Origin of the sequence: uncultured Apibacter sp. (genome assembly GCF_946479295.1) — a bacterium.
GTDB lineage: Bacteria > Bacteroidota > Bacteroidia > Flavobacteriales > Weeksellaceae > Apibacter.
The window spans coordinates 1-20,572 of record NZ_CAMLFD010000018.1; the positions used below are offsets into that span (position 1 = coordinate 1).

22 protein-coding genes are annotated in these 20,572 nt (G+C 29.5%); 11 read left to right on the forward strand and 11 right to left on the reverse strand.

Going from position 1 to position 20,572, the window contains the following annotated elements; all coding sequences use genetic code 11:
• The first annotated feature begins 282 nt into the window (after positions 1-282).
• The 7 genes from Q0T35_RS09660 to Q0T35_RS09690 all read left to right on the forward strand — a co-directional run bounded on the left by Q0T35_RS09660 (position 283) and on the right by Q0T35_RS09690 (position 9,076).
• Complete coding sequence (locus Q0T35_RS09660; protein ID WP_295842826.1) at positions 283-3,051, forward strand: TonB-dependent receptor; 2,769 nt, start codon at positions 283-285, stop codon at positions 3,049-3,051.
• Between the two features lie 6 nt (positions 3,052-3,057).
• Positions 3,058-3,750, forward strand: coding sequence for a thioredoxin domain-containing protein (locus tag Q0T35_RS09665; RefSeq protein WP_295842828.1), 693 nt, complete (start codon positions 3,058-3,060; stop codon positions 3,748-3,750).
• 9 nt (positions 3,751-3,759) lie between these two features.
• Positions 3,760-4,938 (forward strand): carcinine hydrolase/isopenicillin-N N-acyltransferase family protein, encoded by a 1,179-nt coding sequence (locus tag Q0T35_RS09670; RefSeq protein WP_295842849.1) that lies wholly within the window; start codon positions 3,760-3,762, stop codon positions 4,936-4,938.
• 183 nt (positions 4,939-5,121) lie between these two features.
• Complete coding sequence (locus tag Q0T35_RS09675) at positions 5,122-5,709, forward strand: DUF4199 domain-containing protein (RefSeq protein WP_295842851.1); 588 nt, start codon at positions 5,122-5,124, stop codon at positions 5,707-5,709.
• Positions 5,675-6,637, forward strand: a complete 963-nt coding sequence (locus Q0T35_RS09680) for a glycosyltransferase family 2 protein (RefSeq protein ID WP_293919136.1) — start codon at positions 5,675-5,677, stop codon at positions 6,635-6,637. The genes Q0T35_RS09675 and Q0T35_RS09680 overlap by 35 nt, the downstream gene beginning before the upstream one ends.
• Before the next feature lies 1 nt (position 6,638).
• The gene (locus Q0T35_RS09685) at positions 6,639-7,349 is read left to right on the forward strand and encodes a DUF2807 domain-containing protein (protein ID WP_295842852.1); all 711 of its coding nucleotides are present in this window, start codon (positions 6,639-6,641) and stop codon (positions 7,347-7,349) included.
• Between the two features lie 23 nt (positions 7,350-7,372).
• Positions 7,373-9,076, forward strand: coding sequence for a phospho-sugar mutase (locus Q0T35_RS09690; RefSeq protein ID WP_295842855.1), 1,704 nt, complete (start codon positions 7,373-7,375; stop codon positions 9,074-9,076).
• Between the two features lie 68 nt (positions 9,077-9,144).
• Here Q0T35_RS09690 and Q0T35_RS11195 read toward each other — a convergent pair whose 3' ends face one another.
• Entirely contained in the window at positions 9,145-9,489 is a 345-nt protein-coding gene (locus Q0T35_RS11195; protein ID WP_366937738.1) for a helix-turn-helix domain-containing protein, read from the reverse strand.
• Positions 9,464-9,961, reverse strand: a complete 498-nt coding sequence (locus tag Q0T35_RS09695) for an AraC family ligand binding domain-containing protein (protein ID WP_295842857.1) — start codon at positions 9,959-9,961, stop codon at positions 9,464-9,466. The genes Q0T35_RS11195 and Q0T35_RS09695 overlap by 26 nt, the downstream gene beginning before the upstream one ends.
• 259 nt (positions 9,962-10,220) lie before the next feature.
• On the opposite strand from Q0T35_RS09695, the gene Q0T35_RS09700 reads away from it, so the two are divergent.
• The 4 genes from Q0T35_RS09700 to Q0T35_RS09715 all read left to right on the forward strand — a co-directional run bounded on the left by Q0T35_RS09700 (position 10,221) and on the right by Q0T35_RS09715 (position 13,001).
• Positions 10,221-11,537 (forward strand): sulfite reductase flavoprotein subunit alpha, encoded by a 1,317-nt coding sequence (locus Q0T35_RS09700; protein ID WP_295842859.1) that lies wholly within the window; start codon positions 10,221-10,223, stop codon positions 11,535-11,537.
• Positions 11,515-11,757 (forward strand): hypothetical protein, encoded by a 243-nt coding sequence (locus Q0T35_RS09705; protein ID WP_295842860.1) that lies wholly within the window; start codon positions 11,515-11,517, stop codon positions 11,755-11,757. Before Q0T35_RS09700 ends, Q0T35_RS09705 begins: the two co-directional genes overlap by 23 nt.
• A gap of 196 nt (positions 11,758-11,953) precedes the next feature.
• Complete coding sequence (locus Q0T35_RS09710) at positions 11,954-12,415, forward strand: flavin reductase (protein WP_295842863.1); 462 nt, start codon at positions 11,954-11,956, stop codon at positions 12,413-12,415.
• Positions 12,416-12,437: 22 nt separating this feature from the next.
• A complete protein-coding gene (locus Q0T35_RS09715) occupies positions 12,438-13,001 on the forward strand; it encodes a PepSY-associated TM helix domain-containing protein (RefSeq protein WP_293918154.1) in 564 nt (187 codons plus the stop codon).
• A 76-nt stretch (positions 13,002-13,077) separates the two neighbouring features.
• On the opposite strand, the gene cysK is transcribed toward Q0T35_RS09715, so the two are convergent.
• From cysK to Q0T35_RS09760, 9 genes are all read right to left on the reverse strand, one after another.
• Positions 13,078-13,986 carry a cysteine synthase A gene (cysK, locus tag Q0T35_RS09720; RefSeq protein ID WP_295842866.1) on the reverse strand — a complete coding sequence of 303 codons (909 nt, stop codon included), beginning with the start codon at positions 13,984-13,986 and terminating at the stop codon, positions 13,078-13,080.
• A 37-nt stretch (positions 13,987-14,023) separates the two neighbouring features.
• The gene (gene epsC, locus Q0T35_RS09725) at positions 14,024-14,845 is read right to left on the reverse strand and encodes a serine O-acetyltransferase EpsC (RefSeq protein WP_293918158.1); all 822 of its coding nucleotides are present in this window, start codon (positions 14,843-14,845) and stop codon (positions 14,024-14,026) included.
• A gap of 320 nt (positions 14,846-15,165) precedes the next feature.
• A complete protein-coding gene (locus tag Q0T35_RS09730) occupies positions 15,166-15,948 on the reverse strand; it encodes a hypothetical protein (protein ID WP_293918184.1) in 783 nt (260 codons plus the stop codon).
• A gap of 217 nt (positions 15,949-16,165) precedes the next feature.
• The gene (locus Q0T35_RS09735; protein WP_295842868.1) at positions 16,166-17,266 is read right to left on the reverse strand and encodes a Nif3-like dinuclear metal center hexameric protein; all 1,101 of its coding nucleotides are present in this window, start codon (positions 17,264-17,266) and stop codon (positions 16,166-16,168) included.
• 126 nt (positions 17,267-17,392) lie between these two features.
• Positions 17,393-17,857, reverse strand: coding sequence for a 50S ribosomal protein L9 (rplI, locus tag Q0T35_RS09740; RefSeq protein WP_295811245.1), 465 nt, complete (start codon positions 17,855-17,857; stop codon positions 17,393-17,395).
• Positions 17,858-17,877: 20 nt separating this feature from the next.
• Complete coding sequence (gene rpsR, locus Q0T35_RS09745; RefSeq protein WP_055425972.1) at positions 17,878-18,183, reverse strand: 30S ribosomal protein S18; 306 nt, start codon at positions 18,181-18,183, stop codon at positions 17,878-17,880.
• 3 nt (positions 18,184-18,186) lie between these two features.
• On the reverse strand, positions 18,187-18,528 hold the full coding sequence (gene rpsF / locus Q0T35_RS09750; RefSeq protein ID WP_293918160.1) for a 30S ribosomal protein S6: 342 nt from the start codon (positions 18,526-18,528) through the stop codon (positions 18,187-18,189).
• A 240-nt stretch (positions 18,529-18,768) separates the two neighbouring features.
• Entirely contained in the window at positions 18,769-19,824 is a 1,056-nt protein-coding gene (aroB, locus tag Q0T35_RS09755; RefSeq protein WP_295811240.1) for a 3-dehydroquinate synthase, read from the reverse strand.
• Between the two features lie 24 nt (positions 19,825-19,848).
• A complete protein-coding gene (locus tag Q0T35_RS09760) occupies positions 19,849-20,541 on the reverse strand; it encodes a zinc metallopeptidase (RefSeq protein WP_295842886.1) in 693 nt (230 codons plus the stop codon).
• Between the last annotated feature and the right edge of the window lie 31 nt (positions 20,542-20,572).

Below are 20,572 nucleotides of genomic sequence, written 5' to 3' on the forward strand. Positions count from 1 at the left end.
AAATTAATAAAATAAAAATGACTTTAATTAGGTAATTTTAATATTCATTTATTAATTTTATATGTTATAAATGTAATTAAAATCATTTAATAATTTTGTTTATTAAAAATTATTATTATTTTCAAAATGTTGATTTTTAATACATTAACATACTACACTAAAAATAATATAAAAATTTAATAATAAATATAGAATAATATAAAATAAATTCTTTACATTTGACATAATTCCTACCTGTTAAGTAGGAAATATTTATAAATAATTTAATGTATTAAATTTTTAATGAAGAAAAATTTAAGTGGTAAAAGTTTAGTAGCAGTTTTTAGCATTTATTGTTCTTTATTATCTGCTCAAACGCTTGTTAAGGGTATTGTTCAAAATGATAAAAAAGAAAAAATAAAAGACGCCCAAATTTATATTGAGGAAAATGGGATGGAAACAAAAACAGATATCCACGGAGAATATGAATTTACGATTCCGAATGGTAATTATAAAATTATCATTATTACTCCTGAAAATGATGAGATATCCGAGTTAATTAGCATAAATAATGAACCTCAAAAAATTGTAAATTTCACCATAAAAACTTACACTTTTGAAAATGTAGTAGTTACCGGTACGCGATCAAAACCAAGGACATTATTGGAATCTCCTACCCCTGTCGACATCATTGATGTAAAAAAAATGGCAGAAAATAATGCTCAAGTTAGTGTAAATCAGATTTTAAATTACGTAGCTCCATCCTTTACATCTACTACGCAATCATTAGGTGGTGGAACGGATATGACCGATCCTATATCATTAAGAGGAATGACACCCGATCAGGTTTTAGTATTGATTAACGGAAAACGAAGGTATAATTCGGCATTATTAAATGTAAACGGTACCTTTGGAAAAGGTACTGTAGGAACCGATTTAAATGCCATTCCTATTTCATCTATAGACCGAATCGAAATATTAAGAGACGCCGCTGCAGCACAATATGGCAGTGACGCCGTTGCAGGAGTCATTAATATAATATTGAAAAATACAATTAATAAATTTAACCTAAGTATTACCGGTGGAGAATACATTAGCAAGAATGATGCTCAAGATAAAACTTCAAAGGATGGAGAATCCGTTCAAATTGGATTAAATTATGGTATTCCATTAAATTATAACGGAGGATATATAAATTTTTCTGCTTCTTTCGATAGAAGAAACCCTACTAACAGAGGGGGAATATATCAGGGTACTATATATAAAGATTATTCAAATGGAATAGGCCAAGATAAATCCAATGAATTTCTTGAAAAAACACATACTTCTCGTAGAGATTATAGTTTAATCATAGGGCAATCGGAAGCTCTTAATAGTCAAGTTGCCTATAATGCTTATCTCCCATTATCCAAAAATACACAAATATATTCTTTTGGAATTTTTGGATATAGAAATAGTACAGCTTCACAATTTTATAGATATCCGAATTCTGAAAATAATATTAAATCCATATATCCTTTAGGATTTAGACCTCAATCAGAGGTAAGTATATACGACCGATCAGCAACTGTTGGAGTGAAAAGTATACTACTAGGTTGGAATATGGAAATTAGTAATACTTTTGGACAAAATATATTTAACAATAAAGCCAAAAATACATTAAATGCTTCCTTGGGAGAAAATTCTCCGACAACATTTCAAGGAGGAAAATTAAAATTTACACAAGAAATTGTCAATCTTGATTTTTCTAGGAAAATTAATTGGTTGTCGGACTTAGGATTAGCATGGGGAGGTGAATATAGATATGAAAGATATCAAATTATAGAAGGAGAAGAAGCTTCCTATGCTAATTATGCAATGGGAAAAGAAATCCTTAACCCAGATGGAAGTGTTGCCATCGTACCAGATATTAACGGTTCCATACCCATAAAGTTTGGACCTGATGGAAAAACTCCATTATCTGGAGGAGCTCAGGGTGGCGCCGGATTCTCCCCTCTTAATTCCACGGATTCAAATAGAAATTCTTTAGCTGCATATGCAGATGCCGAAATTAATTTTAACAAATCCTTCCTTATTGACCTTGCCGGTAGATATGAATATTACAATGATTTTGGTTCAACGGTTAATGGAAAACTCGCATTACGATATAAAATAGCTAACTTTCTTAATATCCGAGGTTCGGGTAGTACCGGATTTCGTGCTCCATCTTTGCAGCAACGTTATTATTCTAGCACGGGAACTTCTTATGTTAATGGAAATATGTATGAAGTAGGTACTTTTACAAATGATAGTAAAGTCGCACATCTTTTAGGTATTCCAAAACTAAAATCGGAAAAATCACAAAGCATAAGTGCAGGAATGACTTCCAAAGTCGGGCGATTTAATATCAGCCTTGATGGTTATTTTACCCGAATAAATGATAAAATTGTTTATACGGATTTATTTAGTGGAGATCCTAATGGATCAGATTCGGATAAAGAAATCTATCGAATTTTGCAACAAGCAGGAGCTCAAAAAGCTCGCTTTTTTGCCAATGCTGTAGATACCGAAACTAAAGGATTAGATGCTGTACTTTCTTATCATACAAATGTTGGACTTGGAAAAATATTTATTGACTTAGCAGGTAATATTTCCTACACCCAGCAAGTAGGTAAAATTCATACATCCAAACTTTTACAAGACAAAGAAGACATTTATTTCAGTAATTCCAGTAAAATGTATCTGGAAAATGTTGTACCAAATCAAAAATTCAATATTTCTATTACCTATGCCATACAAAAATGGAATATTTTTATAAGAAATAATTATTTTGGAGGTGTTACAGAACCCTCTAATATAACATCTAACCAACAATATTATAATCCAAGATGGATAACAGATACTTCTATTACATATAAGGTAACTGACTTTTTAAAAATAACTGTAGGTTCAAATAATCTTTTTAACTGTTATCCTGAAAAAGTTGCGATAAACGCTAATAGTAATAATGGTCAATTTGTTTATTCTCGATATGTGAGCCAATTTGGCTTTAATGGTCGATATGTATTTACCCGATTAAATTTTAATTTATAATAAACCATGAAAAAAATAATTTTAACCTTTAAAATACTATTCGGACTCTATTTGTCCGGACAGGTAAACACGGTATTGGAGCCCAAAGATTTCTTTCAAAAGCTAAATAATTCTAATGTTGTGATTTTAGACGTTCGCACTCCAGAAGAATTTGAAACCGGACATATTAAAAATGCAGTGGATTTAGATTACAGAAATGCAACTTTTAAAGATAAAATCAGAAAGTTGGATCCTTCAAAAACCTATATGATTTATTGTAGATCCGGTGTGCGGTCTGCTTCAACAGTTGATTCTCTAAAAAATCTTGGATTTACTCATTTATATGATCTCAAAGGAGGAATAAACGCTTGGAAAAAAGAAAGTCTTCCTGTTGTCGGAGAATCTGCTGATAAAATATCTAATGAAGATTTTAATAAAATGATTTCTTCTCATCGTATTGTGCTCATTGATTTTTATGCACCTTGGTGCGGGCCTTGTTTAAAAATGGCACCTATGTTTAAAAAGTTAGCTGAAAAATATAAAAATAAAATAGAATTAATTAAGATCAATAGTGATGAAAACAGAAATTTATCTAAAGTGTTTATACAAGATGGTTTTCCTAAGCTAATTGCCTATAAAGATCAAAAAGCACAATGGGAAAAAGTAGGATTGATTGACGAAGAAGAGCTTATACAAAGGATTGAAGATTTAATAAAATAAATTATACTTATGAAAAAAACTTATCTCATCACAATTTTACTTTTTTCAATCAGCATAGGATATAGTTGTACTACCGCCGTAGTATCCGGTAAAGCTACTCCGGACGGTAGACCTATACTATATAAGAATAGAGATACGAACACTTTGCATAGTCGATTAGTATATTTAACTTCTGGAAAATATTCTTTTATAGGAATGACCAATCCAAATGACCTAGAAAATAAAAATATTTTGAACGGTCATAACAGTGCCGGATTTGCCATTATGAATTCTGACAGCTATAATATAAATTATCCGGAAATAAAGGAAGATCAACGACGAGATGGTGAGATCATGAGACTTGCATTGGAAAGTTGCTCTACGCTGGAAGATTTTGAAAAACTACTCAATTCACTTTCCAAACCTTTACGTCTAAGTTCTAATTTCGGAGTAATAGATGCTCATGGTGGTGCAGCCTATTACGAAACCGGAAATCTGGGATTTGTAAAATATGATGCCAATAATCCTGATATTGCTCCCTTCGGGTATATTATACGAACTAATTATTCTTTTTCGGGAAAACCCGAAGATGGTAAAGGATATAGTAGATATTTACAAGCACAAGAATTATTATATTCTGCTTCACTAACCAATTCGCTTACTCCAAAATTCTTTTTACAAGATGTTTCAAGGAGTTTAGTTCATGGATTGACAAAAATTGACTTGAATAAGTATAATGAACAATTTTCCGCGTTCAGAGACTTTATTCCTCGCTATTTTACCGCATCCGTGGTTACCATACAAGGAGTGAAACCCACGGAATCTCCTTCGCTAACTACTTCATGGACAATTTTAGGAACCTCTTTAGGATCTGTAACCATTCCCTTATGGCTAAACTCTAATAAAACCTTTCCTAAAGTATTGACCTCCGATTCAAAACAGGTTACCCCTATGGACGAATGGGCAAGTGCTATTAAAAAGAAATTATTTCCTATACAAAAAGGAGAAGGATCAGACTACATACATGTCCCTACTCTTTTGGTAATTAAACCGAAACTAATTTCTATTGAAAATGAAATTATTCAAAGATGTGAATTAATTTTAAATGAATGGAGAAATAAAGATAAAATTAATGAAAAAGAATTGACCAATTTTTATTCTTGGATCGATACTTATATCCATGAAAAATATCTTCCCTTGCTGAAGTAAAAATTTTCATTTCAAACATTTTATTATTTTAGATACACCTTTTACATTTTTAAAATAGTTATTTGGAGAATGTAAATAGGTGTATTCTTTTCGTTCTGAAACAAACCTAGCCTATTTTATAAGTAAATATTAACTATATTTTTCGATTATAGCAAAAAAGTTTAAATTTGCTTTCATATCGATATGAAAAATAAACCTACACATTACGGATTATTATTGGCAGCAATAACCATTATAATATTTTTTGCTGTTTATCTCTTATATTTGGGAGAGGATTATTATATGATAAGTATAAAGGTAAATTTTTTTGTTCTTCCAGGTTTATATACTTTAACAGCATTGATTTTATTATATAAACTAACTAATCAAACAAAATTACCTTTTTTAAAATGTTTGAGTTATTCATTTACAACGCTAGCTTTAGGAGGAACATTGTCATATATATTCATAGCAATTTTTTTCAATTATATAGATTTACATGCGCAACACTTATTATACAATCAGGGTATGAGTAAGCTTATGGAAAATCTTAATGCCGAGTATGCTACTATTCAAAATCCATCGGAGGAAATTACATCAAAGTACAATGAATACGTGTCTATTCTGAAATTGAGAATGGCAATGAATGAACCTTTTTTTACTTTTAAAAATTCATGCGTATTTTTAAGTGCACTTTTCTTTTTTTACTTTATAATATCCTTACTTTTGTCAATATTTTTTAGAACGAGATTACCTAATGCAACTTTCCATCGTCATTCCCCTGCTCAATGAGGCAGAATCTTTACAAGAATTATTGAATCGCATTCAAACCGTATGTGAAAAAGAAGGTTATACTTATGAAATCGTATTTGTTGATGATGGAAGTACTGATTTATCTTGGAAAATTATTTCAGAATTTAGTCGATTATACCCGGAAGTAAAAGGTATTAAATTTGCTAAGAACTATGGAAAATCTCAAGCACTAAATGCAGCCTTTAAAGTTGTAAAAGGTGAGGTCATAATTACTATGGATGCAGATTTGCAAGATTTTCCAGAAGAAATTCCCGCACTTAGAAAAATGATTGTTGATGATGGATTCGACTTAGTTTCGGGATGGAAGAAAAAAAGATATGACAATGTATTAACAAAAAATCTTCCTTCCAAACTGTTTAATAAAGCTGCCCAAATTACTTCAGGAGTAAAATTACATGATTTTAATAATGGACTGAAAGCATATAGAAAAGAGGTAGCCAAAGCTATCGATGTCCACGGAGATATGCATCGTTATATACCCGTTTTAGCTAAAAATGAAGGATTTACTAAAATAACTGAAAAAGAAGTTCCTCACCAAGCCCGATTATATGGGAAATCGAAATTCGGTCCTAATCGATTTGTTCGCGGTTTTCTTGATTTAATTACAGTATGGTTTATGTCAACGTTTGGAACAAGACCTATGCACTTTTTTGGATTTATCGGTACCTTAATGTTTATTATAGGATTTTTTTCTTCAGCTTGGCTTGGAATAAGCAAATTGATAAAAGTATGGAAAAAAATACCAGCTCAACTGATAACGAATGATCCATTATTTTACATAGCTTTGACCATGATGATTTTGGGAACATTATTATTTATTGCCGGATTTTTAGGGGAACTAATTGTTCAATTGAAGCGTAGAAAAAAGGACGATTATACAATCTCTAAATACTTAAATATAGATTAATATGAAAAATTTTTTTCGTTACAGCATTTTATCTACCATATCTTTTCTGATTATTTCTTGCTCTCGTTCTATTAAGGGTGAAGGAGAAATAATCAATAAAGAAATAAAAATCAGCCAAATTAAAGAAATTTCCGCACATGGTTCTTACAGACTCATTTATTTGTATGATATATATAGTCCTAGAATAGTTATAGAGTCATATAAGAACTTAATTGAAAATCTAAAAATAGAAGATTCTAATGGAAAGCTTTCCATTTCTGAATCCCGAAAAGTATCTAATCCTGATCTTTACAACATTTACCTCTACAACAAACAAATTGAAAAGTTTGATATACATGATAATGTACATGTTGATATAAATACTCAATTAAGAGTTTCAAAATTAACTATAAATCTTTATGATACTACAAAGTTTATAGCTAATACCGTTATAGCAAATGATATAAATGTTCAATTAAAAAATGATGCTAAAATTAACCTTAGAGGATCAAGCAATAATCTTACTTTATTAGCGCATGATTCCAGTGATTTTACAGCACCGTTTCTTGAATTATCTGAAGCTCAAGTTGAGCTTTCAGACGTTGCTAATGCCGAATTAGCTGTTAAAAGCAAATTACAAGGAAAAATATCTGATAATACAAAACTAACTGTCATTGGAAATCCCGCTAAAAATATTCAACAAAAAGACTTAGCTGTTATAAATTTTAAATAATTATAAAATTAACATTTATATTTATGAATTCATTAGAATTTGCAAAAACTTGGTTACAATCTCCTTTTGATGAGGAAACTCAAAAGGCTGTACAACATTTGATTGATTCGAACCCAAAAGAACTGGACGATGCATTTTATAAAAATCTTGAATTCGGTACGGGTGGTATGCGTGGAATTATGGGGATTGGAACTAATCGTCTAAATAAATATACCTACGGTCAAGCCACCCAAGGTTTGGCTAATTACCTTCACCAGCAATTTCCGGATAAAAAAATTACAGTAGCCATAGCATTTGATGTTAGACATAATAGCAACACTTTTGCTAAATTGGTTGCCGATGTTCTTACTGCTAATGGAATATATGTATATTTATATAAAGAATTTCGTCCTACACCAGAATTATCCTTCACAGTAAGAAATCTAAAATGTGATGCGGGTATCGTATTGACTGCTTCTCACAATCCTCCTGAATATAACGGATATAAGGTTTATTGGAATGATGGAGCTCAAATTGTTCCTCCTCATGATACGGCAATTATAAAAGAAGTTCGCTCGGTTGACTTTGCTGATATTAAATTCAATGGTGATGATACGAAAATAACTTATTTAGAAACAGAGGAAGATCAGAAATTTATCAATGCTGCTGTTGAAAATACTTCTTATTGTAAAGGTAAAAAGGATTTAAAAATTGTATATACTTCTTTACATGGAACTTCTATAAAAATTCTTCCTGATGCATTAGAAAAAGCCGGTTTTGAAAATGTATTCATAGTACCGGAACAAAAAATTCCTGATGGAGATTTTCCTACTGTAAAATCACCAAATCCGGAAGAACCGGAAGCTCTTTCTTTAGCTTTAAAATATGCCGAAGAGCAAAATGCTGATATTGTTTTTGGTACAGACCCTGATGCAGACAGATTAGGTGTAGCCGTAAGAGATTTAGATGGTAAATTGGTTCTTTTAAACGGTAATCAAACCAATACAGTTATTACCGATTATATTCTTGGAAAATGGAAAGATAGTGGAAAAATCGACGGAAAACAATTCATCGGATCGACTATAGTTACTTCTGATATATTTTTCCCATTAGCTGAGTATTACGGAGTAAAATGTAGAGTGGGATTAACCGGCTTTAAATGGATAGCGGACTTAATTAGAAAGGCAGAAGGAAAGGAAAAATTTATTTGCGGCGGTGAAGAAAGCTTTGGTTTCATGCCTAGTGACTACGTTCGTGATAAAGATTCTATTTCTTCTATTTTAGTAGCTTGTGAAGCAGCTCAAGAAGCTAAAAATGAAGGTAAAACTTTATTCGATAAACTTCTTGAAGTTTATACAAAAGTTGGTTATTATTATGAAGAATTAGTTTCTATAGTTAAAAAAGGTAAAGACGGTGCCGAACAAATTGCTAAGATGATGGAAGAATTCAGAGTAAATCCTCCTAAAGAATTGATCGGTCAAAAAATTGTAAAACTAGATGATTATCAATCTTCTACTTCTTTAAATTTAGAAACCGGTGAAAAAACACCCATTAATATACCAAAATCAAATGTACTAATATTTTACACTGATAAAGGTACGAAGTTAGCTTGTAGACCTTCGGGTACAGAACCAAAAATTAAATTTTATTTCTCTGTACAAGATTCTTTATCATCTAAAGAAGAATTTAAAAATAAACTCGCACAAGCCAAAAATAAAATTCAAAAAATTAAAGAATTTTTAGATTAATAAATTCTCCCTTATAAAAAATTCCGATAATTAATTATCGGAATTTTTATTTCTTACTCTTATAAATATTAATTTACATTATTTTTTTTTAGAAATTTAGCTAAATGACTCGTATCAGTAAAGCCAAACTCTTGAGCTATTTCTTTTAATTTAATATCTTTATTTTTAAGTTTTTTCTTTATCATCTTTATCAAATACATATTAACATATGTTTTATAATTTACTTCAAATTTCTCTTTAAAAAAACTGCTAAAATAGTTGGGAGATATATTAAAATAATAGGATATTGCTGATATGGATAACTTTTCTTTACAAAAAATATTTTGTTGAATATATATTGAAATTCTATTTTTTATAGGTATTGTATTGTCGGATAGAATGAGATTTCTATTTATTAGATATTCTTCTATCATACCCTAAAACAGAAATGATTTGGTAATAAACAAAAATAGATTGCTCAACCTTTCTTTCCGTTGAATATAAAAATAAGTTATTCATCGTTGTTTTTAATAGAACATCACAGGGATATTGAAAAGAGACTTTTTCTTGCTTCAACCATTCTAAATTAAGTAATTCAATAAATGAGATGGCTCTATTTTCTTTATTTATATATAAATCTTTATGTAAATCAAAATACTCTTGGGTAAATTTTACGTAAAAAAAGCTGGTCTCATGATCTACCTTAAAATAATGTTTATCATTGGTTGAAAGTACAAATAAATCACCATCAGAATATTCAATAATCGAATCATTATAAAAATGTTTACCTTTTCCTCTTTCTATATAGATAAGTTCATAATGATCTTGTTTATGCATTTCACAATAATATTCATTTTCTATAAGGCGATTTATAATTAAATAATCTATTTGATTAAATTTTAACATGATATAAAATTAAAATTATTTCTATTTTTTTACTAATTATTGAGTAATTAGTATTCTAGTTTTATAAGTATAAATTTAAATTTATGATATATAACTTACTCACTTTCTTAATTGCTCTATGTTGTATCTTATTTTATATTATGGAAAACTAAAAAGAATTCTAAACATAAAAACAATCTTTATTTTTTTGAAGGTTTAGAAATACTTATTCTTTCTGCAACAGAAACAGGAAATGTAAGAAAATTAGCCGAAAATTTGAATGAGGCATTGGCTATTTATTGATGGATTTAATGTACAACACTATTCGGTTGGTAAATTTACAGATATATCCATCTTAAATAGATGTAAAATATTACTGTTTATTACTTCTACTTATGGTGAAGGAGAAATTCCCAATGAAGCCCTAAAATTTTACAAAAATTTAAAAAATATTCAAAATTTCGATTTTTCTCAATTACAGTATTGCGTCTTTGGACTCGGAGATTCATCTTATAAGTTTTTTTGCAAAGCAGCAGAAAATATAGACTACTTATTACGAACTAAAGGTGCCATTCAAAGCATTGAAACCGTAAAAGCAGATGTATATTACGATGAGATGTTTGAAAAATGGAAAAATAATGTAATGCTATTAATTAAAAAAAATTTTCAAAAAAATAAAAATCCAATAATTAACAAAAATCAATTTATAACTACAGAAATTTTATCAGAATCTAAAATTTTAGATAAAATATGTTTAAGTTCAAATCCTAACCATATCACTTATTCAATTAGCCTTGAGATTGATAAAGATACTCTAAACTACCTTCCCGGAGATGTTATAAGCATTGTACCGGAAAATGACATTCAGCTAGTTCATGAAATATTATCTTATCTTACTATTGATGAAAAAGAAATAATAATCTATAAAAATTCCCAGATCACAATTTTAGATGCATTAAAATATCATTTTGAAATTTCAATCTGCACTGTTAATTTCATTAAAAAATATGCGGAAAAAGCTAATAACATATCGTTGATACAAGACCTAAAACTAGAAAATACATGGTTACAAGAAATAACTAAATTCTGCATCGCCGATTTTATAATTAAATATCCAGTAAATACAAAAATTAAGGCACAAGATTTAATAACAATTTTAACACCTCTTAGTCCACGAAAATACTCTATTTCCTCTTCTCAAAGTATAAATCCCGATCGCTTAGATATTACCCTAAAAATAGTTCAATATAACTCAAACGGTAAATTACGTAGAGGTGCAATTTCAAATTATCTTAATAATGTAAAGGTAGGAGATTCCATTAAGATATCCCATATACCAACCGATCGGTTTCAATTACCTAAAGATTCTGATATACCTATAATTATGATCGGAACCGGTACGGGAATTGCACCATTCAGGGCTTTTCTACAGCAAAGAAAGTACGACCGGGCAAAAGGTAAAAATTGGTTATTATATGGACATCAATTTTCTCACTCGGATTTTTTATATAAAGATGAAATTAATGAGTATTTAAATTCCGGATTGTTAAGTCGTTTAGATACTGCTTGGTCTCGTGATCAGGAAAGTAAGGTCTAATGTACAAGATATTTTATTTAAAAACTCTAAAGAAAAATATAGTTGGATAACTAAAGGGGCTATTATCAATGTTTGCGGCAATGCTAAAAAAATGGCCATAGGAGTTAATCAGGATCTTATAAAAATAATTAGTAAAGAAAGACATTTTGATTTAATTCAAGCTAGAGAATTTATCAATAATCTTATAGAAACCAAACATTATCAAAAAGATATTTACTAAAAATGAAAACAAAGATTATTTACTTACTTACCGCATGATGGATAGCAATTAGTAGTTGGAAAGAAAATAAGAGTGATTATTCCACTCAGATTATTGATAAGAATTTAAGAACAGTTCAAAATGAATGGAATGATTTATTTCTAGAAATTTCTGCTTAAAATATACAAGAAAATCCTATTGATATAATCGGCAATGAATGTACGTTAGTAACTGCGGTGATTCTAAAAAATTTAATTCAATGACCGTAAGTTGGGGAGGTTGGGGTGAAGTATGGAATAAACCTTGTTCGTTTATTTTCATTAGAGATGTTAGATATACATATGAATTTCTCGAACAAAAAGAGGGGTTTACATTATGTTTTTTTCCTGAAGAATTTAAAGGCGCGTTACGAATTCTTGGTAACCGTTCCGGAAGGAATCAAAATAAAATTAAACAATCGGGACTTCAATATGTATTAACACCCTCTGGTTTAGTTGCCTATAAGGAAGCAAAAATGATTATTGAATGTAAAAAATTATTTACGGCACCTTTGCAAACTGAAAATATTTCTAAAAACGTAAGAGAAACTATTGTTAAAGATTGGTATACTTCAGACCCCTCTTTGCATAATTTATTTATCAGTGAAATAACTAAAGTATGGATAAAAAAACATTTGTAAATAACCTAAATTATTAATAAACATGAATCTTTATATTATAAGAAAGTATTGCAGAAAAATACATTCTCATCTCTCGTTCATCTTTGCAGGTATTATATTAACTTATGCTATTTCAGGTCTAACTATGAATCATTTGAATAACTTTAACCCTCAATATTCCATACAAGTTGAAAACTATAAAGCTTCCGGAAATTTTCCTAGAAAACCTGATTTTACTAAAGAACAGGTGATGCAATTACTCAATAGAATAAATCAGACGGATAATTTTAAACAATTTTATTATCCTACAGATCATCAAATGAGAATATTTTTAAAAGACGGATCTACATTTTTACTTAACTTAAATACTGGAGAAGTACGATATGAGCATATAAAAAAGAGGCCTCTTTTTAATCAATTATCATTTCTTCATTACAATCCTAATCAATGGTGGACCTATATTTCCGATATTTTTGCTATATCTTTAATGATTATAACCATTACAGGCATCTGTATGGTAAATACTCCATTGCTGGGAAGCAAAGGAATTGAATTGGTATTAGGCATTTCAATCCCCATCTTATTCCTTATTTTATTTTCAAAATAAATTATAAGGGTTTTTGTTTAATTTATAAAAGTGTGTATAGAAGATCATATACACACTTTTTATAAAAGTAAATATTTTAAAATAATCCTTCGACAGAAAAATACCTTTCGCCAGTATCGTAATTAAAAGTCAATATTACGGAATTATTAGGTAAATCCTTAATTTTTTTAGCTATAGCCGCTAATGAAGCACCAGTCGATATACCTCCTAAAATACCTTCTTCTTTGGCTAAACGTTTTGCGTATTTAAAAGATTCATCTTTAGTTATTTGAATAGAGCCATCCAGAATTTTAGTATCCAATGTTTCCGGTATAAAACCGGCTCCTATTCCTTGTATGGCATGTGGTCCGGGCTTTCCGCCTGAAATTACAGGTGAATCGGTAGGTTCTACTGCGTACACTTTCACAGAGGGAAATTTTTCTTTTAAAACCTCTCCTACTCCAGTTATATGTCCCCCAGTTCCCACTCCGGTAATAAACACATCAATACCTTGTGGAAAATCATTCAGTATTTCTTTAGCTGTAGTTTGAGCATGTATTTTAGGGTTAGCTTGATTTTTAAATTGTTGTGGAACAAAAGAATTAGGGGTATTTTTTTGTAATTCTTCTGCTTTTTCAATGGCTCCTTTCATTCCTTTTTCTCTTGGAGTTAATACCAATTCTGCACCATAGGCAGCAGCAAGTCTCCTTCTCTCAATAGACATAGATTCAGGCATAACCAATATAACTTTATATCCTTTAACTGTTCCAACCCAAGCCAATCCTACTCCTGTATTTCCGGATGTAGGCTCTATAATAGTTCCTCCAGGTTTAAGAATACCTCTTTTTTCAGCATCATCTATCATCGATAAGGCAATTCGGTCTTTAATACTCCCACCCGGATTTTGCTTTTCAAGTTTAATATAAACTTCATGATCGGGAAATATTTTTTTCAATCTCACATGAGGAGTATTCCCTATAGCTTCTAATACACTGTTTATTTTCATAACTATATTTTTTAAATTTTATAATTTGTAAAGATTTTTAAATTACGTAATTAATAGGCTCTTTAAAATCTTTAACAGTTTTTATCTTCATCTCTACCGGATAATAAACCAGCGTATAAGGTAAAACTGTCCTTGTTAGCCAAACATTTCCTCCTATAATAGAATCATGACCAATGACGGTATCTCCTCCCAAAATAGTAGCTCCAGCATAAATTACCACATTATCTTCCACTGTAGGATGTCTTTTAACTTTAGAAAGATTCTTTGTTACATATAAAGCCCCCAGAGTTACTCCTTGATATATTTTTACGTTATTACCGATTATGGTTGTTTCTCCTATTACTGTTCCTGTACCGTGATCTAAAAAAAAGCTTTCTCCTATTTGGGCCCCCGGATGTATGTCAATTCCTACTTTAGCATGCGCATATTCCGAAAAGACACGAGGAATAATTGGAACTTCCAGCTTATAAAATTCATGGGCTATTCGATATACAGCTAAAGCGAAAAAACCAGGATATGCTAATACAACCTCTTCTATTGAGTCAGCGGCTGGATCACTATGGTAAAATGCATGTGCATCTTTATATAATGCTTCCTGGATTTGAGGTATTTTATTAAAAAAATTATCTATAATGGATTTTGATGTAGTAGAATCTTTTATTTTAGAGATATTGTCTAATAGAGTTTCATACACATGGGTAAGCTCTTGTTCTATATGATTACGATTTTTTCGCTCACATATAGGAAACATTTTGGAAAATAATACTTTAACAACATTCTCTAATTCTTTTTTATTTATAGGCAAACAAATTGGATATAGTTCCAATTTATCTATTAATTCGTTTATTTTTTTTTTCATATTTATTTTTTGAATTGCTTTCTCTTATATAATAAAAATACAATTCATAATTACCTATTTTTGTTATAAACAAATCTATAAAAATAATTTTAAACCTTATTTTATTTTTTATTAGTTAATTAATTGTCAAATAACAGACCATTTTATTAAATAAAATGGTCTGTTATTTTATAAATGATTTATTTACTTATAAGTTATATAATTTATAAACTGTAATTATATAAATTTATCTAATAAATATAGATGTTTAGTGTAGATAACATTATACAAAAAAGACCCATTTATACGAAATGGGTCTGTTATTTATGACGGGTTTAGTATTAATTTAAATTTAATAAATCCTTCATTTTTTGTTGCTCCTCTCCTGCAAGATATTCATCTACAAGAATTTTACCGCTGTGTTCATCAAGAATAATTTTTTTTCTTGAAGCTATTTCTACCTGCTTTTGCGGAGGAACGGTAAAGAAAGAACCAACTACCGCACCACGATCAATACTAGTAATAGCCAATCCATTTTTGGAGCTTTTTCTTATACGGCGATAATTATTTAACAATCTTTCATCAATTTTTGAGGCAAATTCTTCAGACTTTTCCAATAAAAAGTTTTCTTCTTTTTCAGTTTCTTTAATCAAATTTGATAATTCGGAGTTCTTAAATTTAAGATGATCCTGAAAGTTTGATAATTTGGTACGTTGCTCTTCTATCTGTGACTTTTTAAATTCAATTTTAGCATTAATTTCTTTAATTTTTTTATTTTGCAATTGAATCTCTAGCTCTTGATACTCAATCTCTTTAGTTAATGCTTCAAATTCTCGATTGTTACGCACATTGTCTTGCTGTACTTTATATTTTTTTATTTGAGCTTCAGAATTTTTATTTAATTCTGTTTTTATCTTAATTTCACCATTTAAATGTACTACTTCATCTTCCATTTTCCCTATTCTCTTCTCCAAACCTGCAATATCATTTTCTAAATCTTCAACCTCAATAGGCAACTCTCCTCTTAGGTTTCTCAATTCATCTAGGCGGGAGTCTATGATCTGTAAATCATATAATGCTCTCAATTTTTCTTCCACTGTAGTATTATCTGCTTTTTTCTTTATCATATAGGGTTGATTATAATTATTTTGGAATTATTTTTATATCTTATTAAAGTTTACAAAGTTACTAAATTTTATAATATGTTTCAAACATAATAGTACATTTGCTTTCCTATAGTTTTATAATTTTTAAATGCTAATTGTAAAACGATAAAAGCTATATTTTAATTTAATTTTTTATTTAAAAAAATTAAATATATTTTTGATAATCTTTTTATAATTATTTACAATAATAATATACTGGATTGGTATTGATTTCAGATATTATTATGATAATATTATTTAAATTTTCTGACAGATATTTATGTAATAAATTTTTAGTGAATTGTTCGCTTTCATAATGTCCAACATCGGCAATTAATATTTTCGATTCTGCTTGAAAAAATTCATGATATTTAATGTCTGCCGTAACAAAAGCATCAGCCCCAGCTAAAATGGCATTTTTTATAGCAAAACTACCTGCCCCACCTAATACAGCTACTTTTTTCACTAATTTATTTTTCAGCTTGGTATGACGAATACAGGAAGTGGGTAATTTTTCTTTAAGAAAAGATAAAAATTCATCTTCAGGTAAATGTTTTTCTAGCTCTCCTATTCTTCCCATTCCTAAATCTTGATTTTGATTTTCTAAAGCATAAATTTCATATGCTATTTCTTCATATGGATGTGAACTTTTTAAAGCTTTTAATAGGGCTGATTGTTTGTAATCTTCAAATATAACGCTTAACATCATCTCAGATGTTTCTTCTAATACATTTATTTGTCCGATATATGGATTTGAATTTTCTGTTGGTAAAAATGTTCCTACTCCTTCAACTCTGAAACTACAATTCTTATACTTACCTATCTCCCCTGCGCCTGCTTTAAATAAAGATTGTTGCACTTGGAGAAAATGTGTTTTGGGTATATAGGTCTGTAGTTTTTTTATACTTCTGGCTTTAGGTATTAAAGGCCGACTTTCATGTATTTGTAATCGTTTACAAATTTCAAAATTAACCCCTTCTTTAGCTATATCTAAGTTGGTGTGTATAGCATATATAGCAATGTCATTTTTAATGGCTTTAATTACTGCTCTCTCAACATAGCTTTGACCGGTTATAGATTTCATCCCTGAAAAAATTATCGGATGAAAAGTAACAATCATATTACATTGTTTTTGAATAGCTTCATCTACTACTTCTTCAATGCAATCAAGAGTTATTAAAACACCTGATATCATTGATTGAGAGTCTCCTACTAATAATCCAACATTATCGAAATCCTCTGCATTTGATTCGACTGCTAGCTGTTTTAAAAATTCTACAACATCTGCTACTTTCATATTTTATGATATTTTCTTATCAAAGGTAAGTCTTTTGGATAAAAGTAGGCTAAGTTTTTTAAACAATAAAAAAACTGATAGTCTAACTATCAGTTTTTTATTATTTTTTATAACTAAGTAGAGCTATTATTCTTCTGCAGCAATTCCATCAGAAACTACATCGAAAGCATAATCATATTCAACTGTTCTGTGTAGACGGATCTTTGCTGAATATTTTCCTAATCTTTTGATTGTATTTCCAGGAATTTTAATATATTTTTTATCTATATTTACTCCAGCTTTTGCTAATGCTTCTGCTAAATCTAGATTGTTAACTGAGCCGAATAATTTATCTCCGGCACCTACTTTTGCAGGAATAGAAACCACAACTTCTTTTAATTTAGCTACTACATCATTAGCTGTTTTTATTTGTGCTGCTTCTTCTGCTTCTCTTTCTTTAAGGGTTGCTTCTAATGCTGCTTTATTTTTAGGCGTTGCTAATAATGCAAAACCTTTTGGAATTAAATAGTTACGAGCATAACCTGGTTTTACATTTACCACGTCAAACTCTAATCCTAAATTTTCAACGTCTTGTTTAAGAATTACTTCCATGATCTCTTTTTTTCTTTAAATTAAGGTTTTAATTGATCTCCAACATATGGCAATAATGCTAAATGTCTTGCTCTTTTAATTGCTTGAGATACTTTTCTTTGAAATTTTAAAGATGTACCGGTAAGTCTTCTAGGAAGTATTTTACCTTGCTCGTTTACAAATTTCAATAAGAAATCAGGATCTTTATAATCAACGTATTTTATACCGTACTTTTTAAAACGGCAATATTTTTTCTCTGTCTTAGTCTCAATGTCTAATTGACTTAAGAATTTTACTTCACTGACATTTCCTCCTGCTGCTTGTTTTGCTAATTCATCAATTGCCATGTCTTATTTTTTTAATGATTTAACTTTTTCTTCTCTTTTTCTAGCCCATTCTATCCCGTGCTTATCTAATTTCACAGTTAAGAATCTCAGTACTCTTTCATCTCTCTTAAATGCTAATTCTAAATTATTAACAATTTCTCCGGGAGCTTGAAACTCAATCAGGTTGTAAAATCCGTTTCTTTTTAACTGAATAGGATATGCTAATTTTTTTAACCCCCAGTTTTCCTGGTTTACAATAGTTGCATTGTTTTCTTTGAGTAAAGTCTCAAATGATTTAACTGCTTCCTCTACCTGAGAATCAGACAGAACGGGAGTTAAAATGAAAACAGTTTCGTAATGATTCATAGATCAAAATTTTTAATTATTTTTTTCGAAGTGCAAATATAAAGTTTTTTATTGGTTTACCAAAATCTAATTATTATATAAATTCTGTAAAAATAATGTTCAGAAGATCGTTATAAATACGATTGAAAATTTGTTAAAAAAACTGATAAATCTAAAAGTTTATAATCTATCTATAAAAATTAGTTTTCACTATTGAAATCAGCTATTTTAAAAGAAAAATTTAACGACAAGCTCTTATTCTTATTCATTATCTATATACAAATAAATAGCTTCTTCAATCAATTCTTTATCAACTGAAATATCATATACAGCCTTTCCGATTTTTTCTAATAAAACAAATTTTATTTCATTATTGATATTTTTTTTATCATTCTGCATAAATATAAAAATATCATTAAAATATTCTTTTTTTAAGTTTAGCTTAGGAAATAATAAAGAGATATAAGATTTAATCTCTTCATATTCGCAATATGAAAGAAGAGATTTTTTCATTGAGATATAACTTTCTACTATAATTCCCATTGCTACACCTTCTCCATGTAAAATTGGTGCATTTTTTTCTAGAAAAAAACTTTCTACGGCATGACCGATCGTATGTCCAAAATTTAATATTTTTCTCAATCCCGTTTCAGTAAAATCATTTGAAACAACGTTCTTTTTTATTTCTATACTAATTTTAATTAATTCCTCTAAATGTTCAGTTTCAATTTTATCTAATTCAATTATTTTTTGCCAATATTTTTTATCTGCAATTAATCCGTGCTTTAATATTTCAGCAAAACCGCTAAGAAGCTGCTCATAAGGTAAGGTATTGAGAAAGCCTACATCAACGAGCACCATTTTAGGTAAAACAAAATTTCCTATTTGATTTTTATGACTTCCTAAATCAACGCCTGTTTTTCCACCAATAGATGCGTCTACCATTGCTAAAAGTGTGGTAGGAACATTAATAAAATTAATTCCTCTCTTATAACAGCTTGCTATAAAGCCTCCCATATCTGTAAGCACTCCTCCTCCTACATTTATTAGAAGGGCTTTTCTATCTATTTTAAGCTCTGTTAATGCTTCCCATAGATTGATGCATATATATAAATTTTTATTATTTTCCCCTGATTCAATTTCTAATATTTCAATTTCTGTATCGGCTTGAATCTCTGTAATTAACTTTGGATAACATAATTCATGAGTATTTTCATCAACCAATAAGACTATTTTGGAAGGTTTATTATTTTGAATAAATGTATTGAGTTCTTTTAATCCCTCAACTCCATAATATATGGGATTTATATTATTCATAAAGGTCTATAATTAGATAATAAATTAATCGTTTCTTCGGTTATTTCCTAAAAGTATCATGATAAAATATACCAATTGAGCTAAAGAACCTAAAGCTGATACCAAATAAGTTCTTGCTGCCCATTTTAATGCATCTTTACATTCATCATGTTCAATAGGCTCAACGATATGATTATTTTCTAACCATTGTAACGCTCTATTACTGGCATCATATTCTACGGGTAAAGTAACGAATGCGAAAAGAGTGGTTATGGCGAACAACATAATACCGATACCTAGTACCAAAATGTTACCGGAGAAAGCCATAATGCTAATTCCGGCCAATAATACCCATTGCAGAAGGTTAGTGCTGATACTTACTATAGGAACTAATTTTGAGCGTAATTGTAACATGGAATATCCAACGGCATGTTGCACTGCATGGCCACACTCATGTGCAGCAACCGCTGCTGCCGCTGTTGAACGTTGATTGTAAACCCCTTCCGATAAATTAACAGTTTTATTAACTGGATTATAATGGTCTGTTAACATTCCCGGTGTAGAAATAACACTAACATCCGTAATTCCATTATCCCGTAACATTTTTTCTGCAATTTCTTTACCGCTCATTCCATTGGAAAGTCTTGTTTTAGAATATTTTTCAAATTTCGCTTTTAATTGTACTTGAACAATCATGCTTATAATGAAAATAATTCCTGAAATTAATATTACCATAATTGTTTAAAATTCTTTTAAGAGGTATATTTTT

What these genes read in the sequence shown, in the direction of transcription:
- Q0T35_RS09710 (WP_295842863.1), top strand. Translation starts at nt 11,954, where the DNA reads ATGTACGTTAGTAACTGCGGTGATTCTAAAAAATTTAATTCAATGACC.
- Q0T35_RS09715 (WP_293918154.1), top strand. Translation starts at nt 12,438, where the DNA reads ATGAATCTTTATATTATAAGAAAGTATTGCAGAAAAATACATTCTCAT.
- cysK (WP_295842866.1), bottom strand. Translation starts at nt 13,986, where the DNA reads ATGAAAATAAACAGTGTATTAGAAGCTATAGGGAATACTCCTCATGTG.
- Q0T35_RS09690 (WP_295842855.1), top strand. Translation starts at nt 7,373, where the DNA reads ATGAATTCATTAGAATTTGCAAAAACTTGGTTACAATCTCCTTTTGAT.
- rplI (WP_295811245.1), bottom strand. Translation starts at nt 17,857, where the DNA reads ATGGAAGTAATTCTTAAACAAGACGTTGAAAATTTAGGATTAGAGTTT.
- rpsR (WP_055425972.1), bottom strand. Translation starts at nt 18,183, where the DNA reads ATGGCAATTGATGAATTAGCAAAACAAGCAGCAGGAGGAAATGTCAGT.
- rpsF (WP_293918160.1), bottom strand. Translation starts at nt 18,528, where the DNA reads ATGAATCATTACGAAACTGTTTTCATTTTAACTCCCGTTCTGTCTGAT.
- epsC (WP_293918158.1), bottom strand. Translation starts at nt 14,845, where the DNA reads ATGAAAAAAAAAATAAACGAATTAATAGATAAATTGGAACTATATCCA.
- Q0T35_RS09680 (WP_293919136.1), top strand. Translation starts at nt 5,675, where the DNA reads ATGCAACTTTCCATCGTCATTCCCCTGCTCAATGAGGCAGAATCTTTA.
- Q0T35_RS09675 (WP_295842851.1), top strand. Translation starts at nt 5,122, where the DNA reads ATGAAAAATAAACCTACACATTACGGATTATTATTGGCAGCAATAACC.
- Q0T35_RS09660 (WP_295842826.1), top strand. Translation starts at nt 283, where the DNA reads ATGAAGAAAAATTTAAGTGGTAAAAGTTTAGTAGCAGTTTTTAGCATT.
- Q0T35_RS09670 (WP_295842849.1), top strand. Translation starts at nt 3,760, where the DNA reads ATGAAAAAAACTTATCTCATCACAATTTTACTTTTTTCAATCAGCATA.
- Q0T35_RS09665 (WP_295842828.1), top strand. Translation starts at nt 3,058, where the DNA reads ATGAAAAAAATAATTTTAACCTTTAAAATACTATTCGGACTCTATTTG.
- Q0T35_RS09685 (WP_295842852.1), top strand. Translation starts at nt 6,639, where the DNA reads ATGAAAAATTTTTTTCGTTACAGCATTTTATCTACCATATCTTTTCTG.
- Q0T35_RS09700 (WP_295842859.1), top strand. Translation starts at nt 10,221, where the DNA reads ATGAGGCATTGGCTATTTATTGATGGATTTAATGTACAACACTATTCG.
- Q0T35_RS11195 (WP_366937738.1), bottom strand. Translation starts at nt 9,489, where the DNA reads ATGATAGAAGAATATCTAATAAATAGAAATCTCATTCTATCCGACAAT.
- aroB (WP_295811240.1), bottom strand. Translation starts at nt 19,824, where the DNA reads ATGAATAATATAAATCCCATATATTATGGAGTTGAGGGATTAAAAGAA.
- Q0T35_RS09695 (WP_295842857.1), bottom strand. Translation starts at nt 9,961, where the DNA reads ATGTTAAAATTTAATCAAATAGATTATTTAATTATAAATCGCCTTATA.
- Q0T35_RS09735 (WP_295842868.1), bottom strand. Translation starts at nt 17,266, where the DNA reads ATGAAAGTAGCAGATGTTGTAGAATTTTTAAAACAGCTAGCAGTCGAA.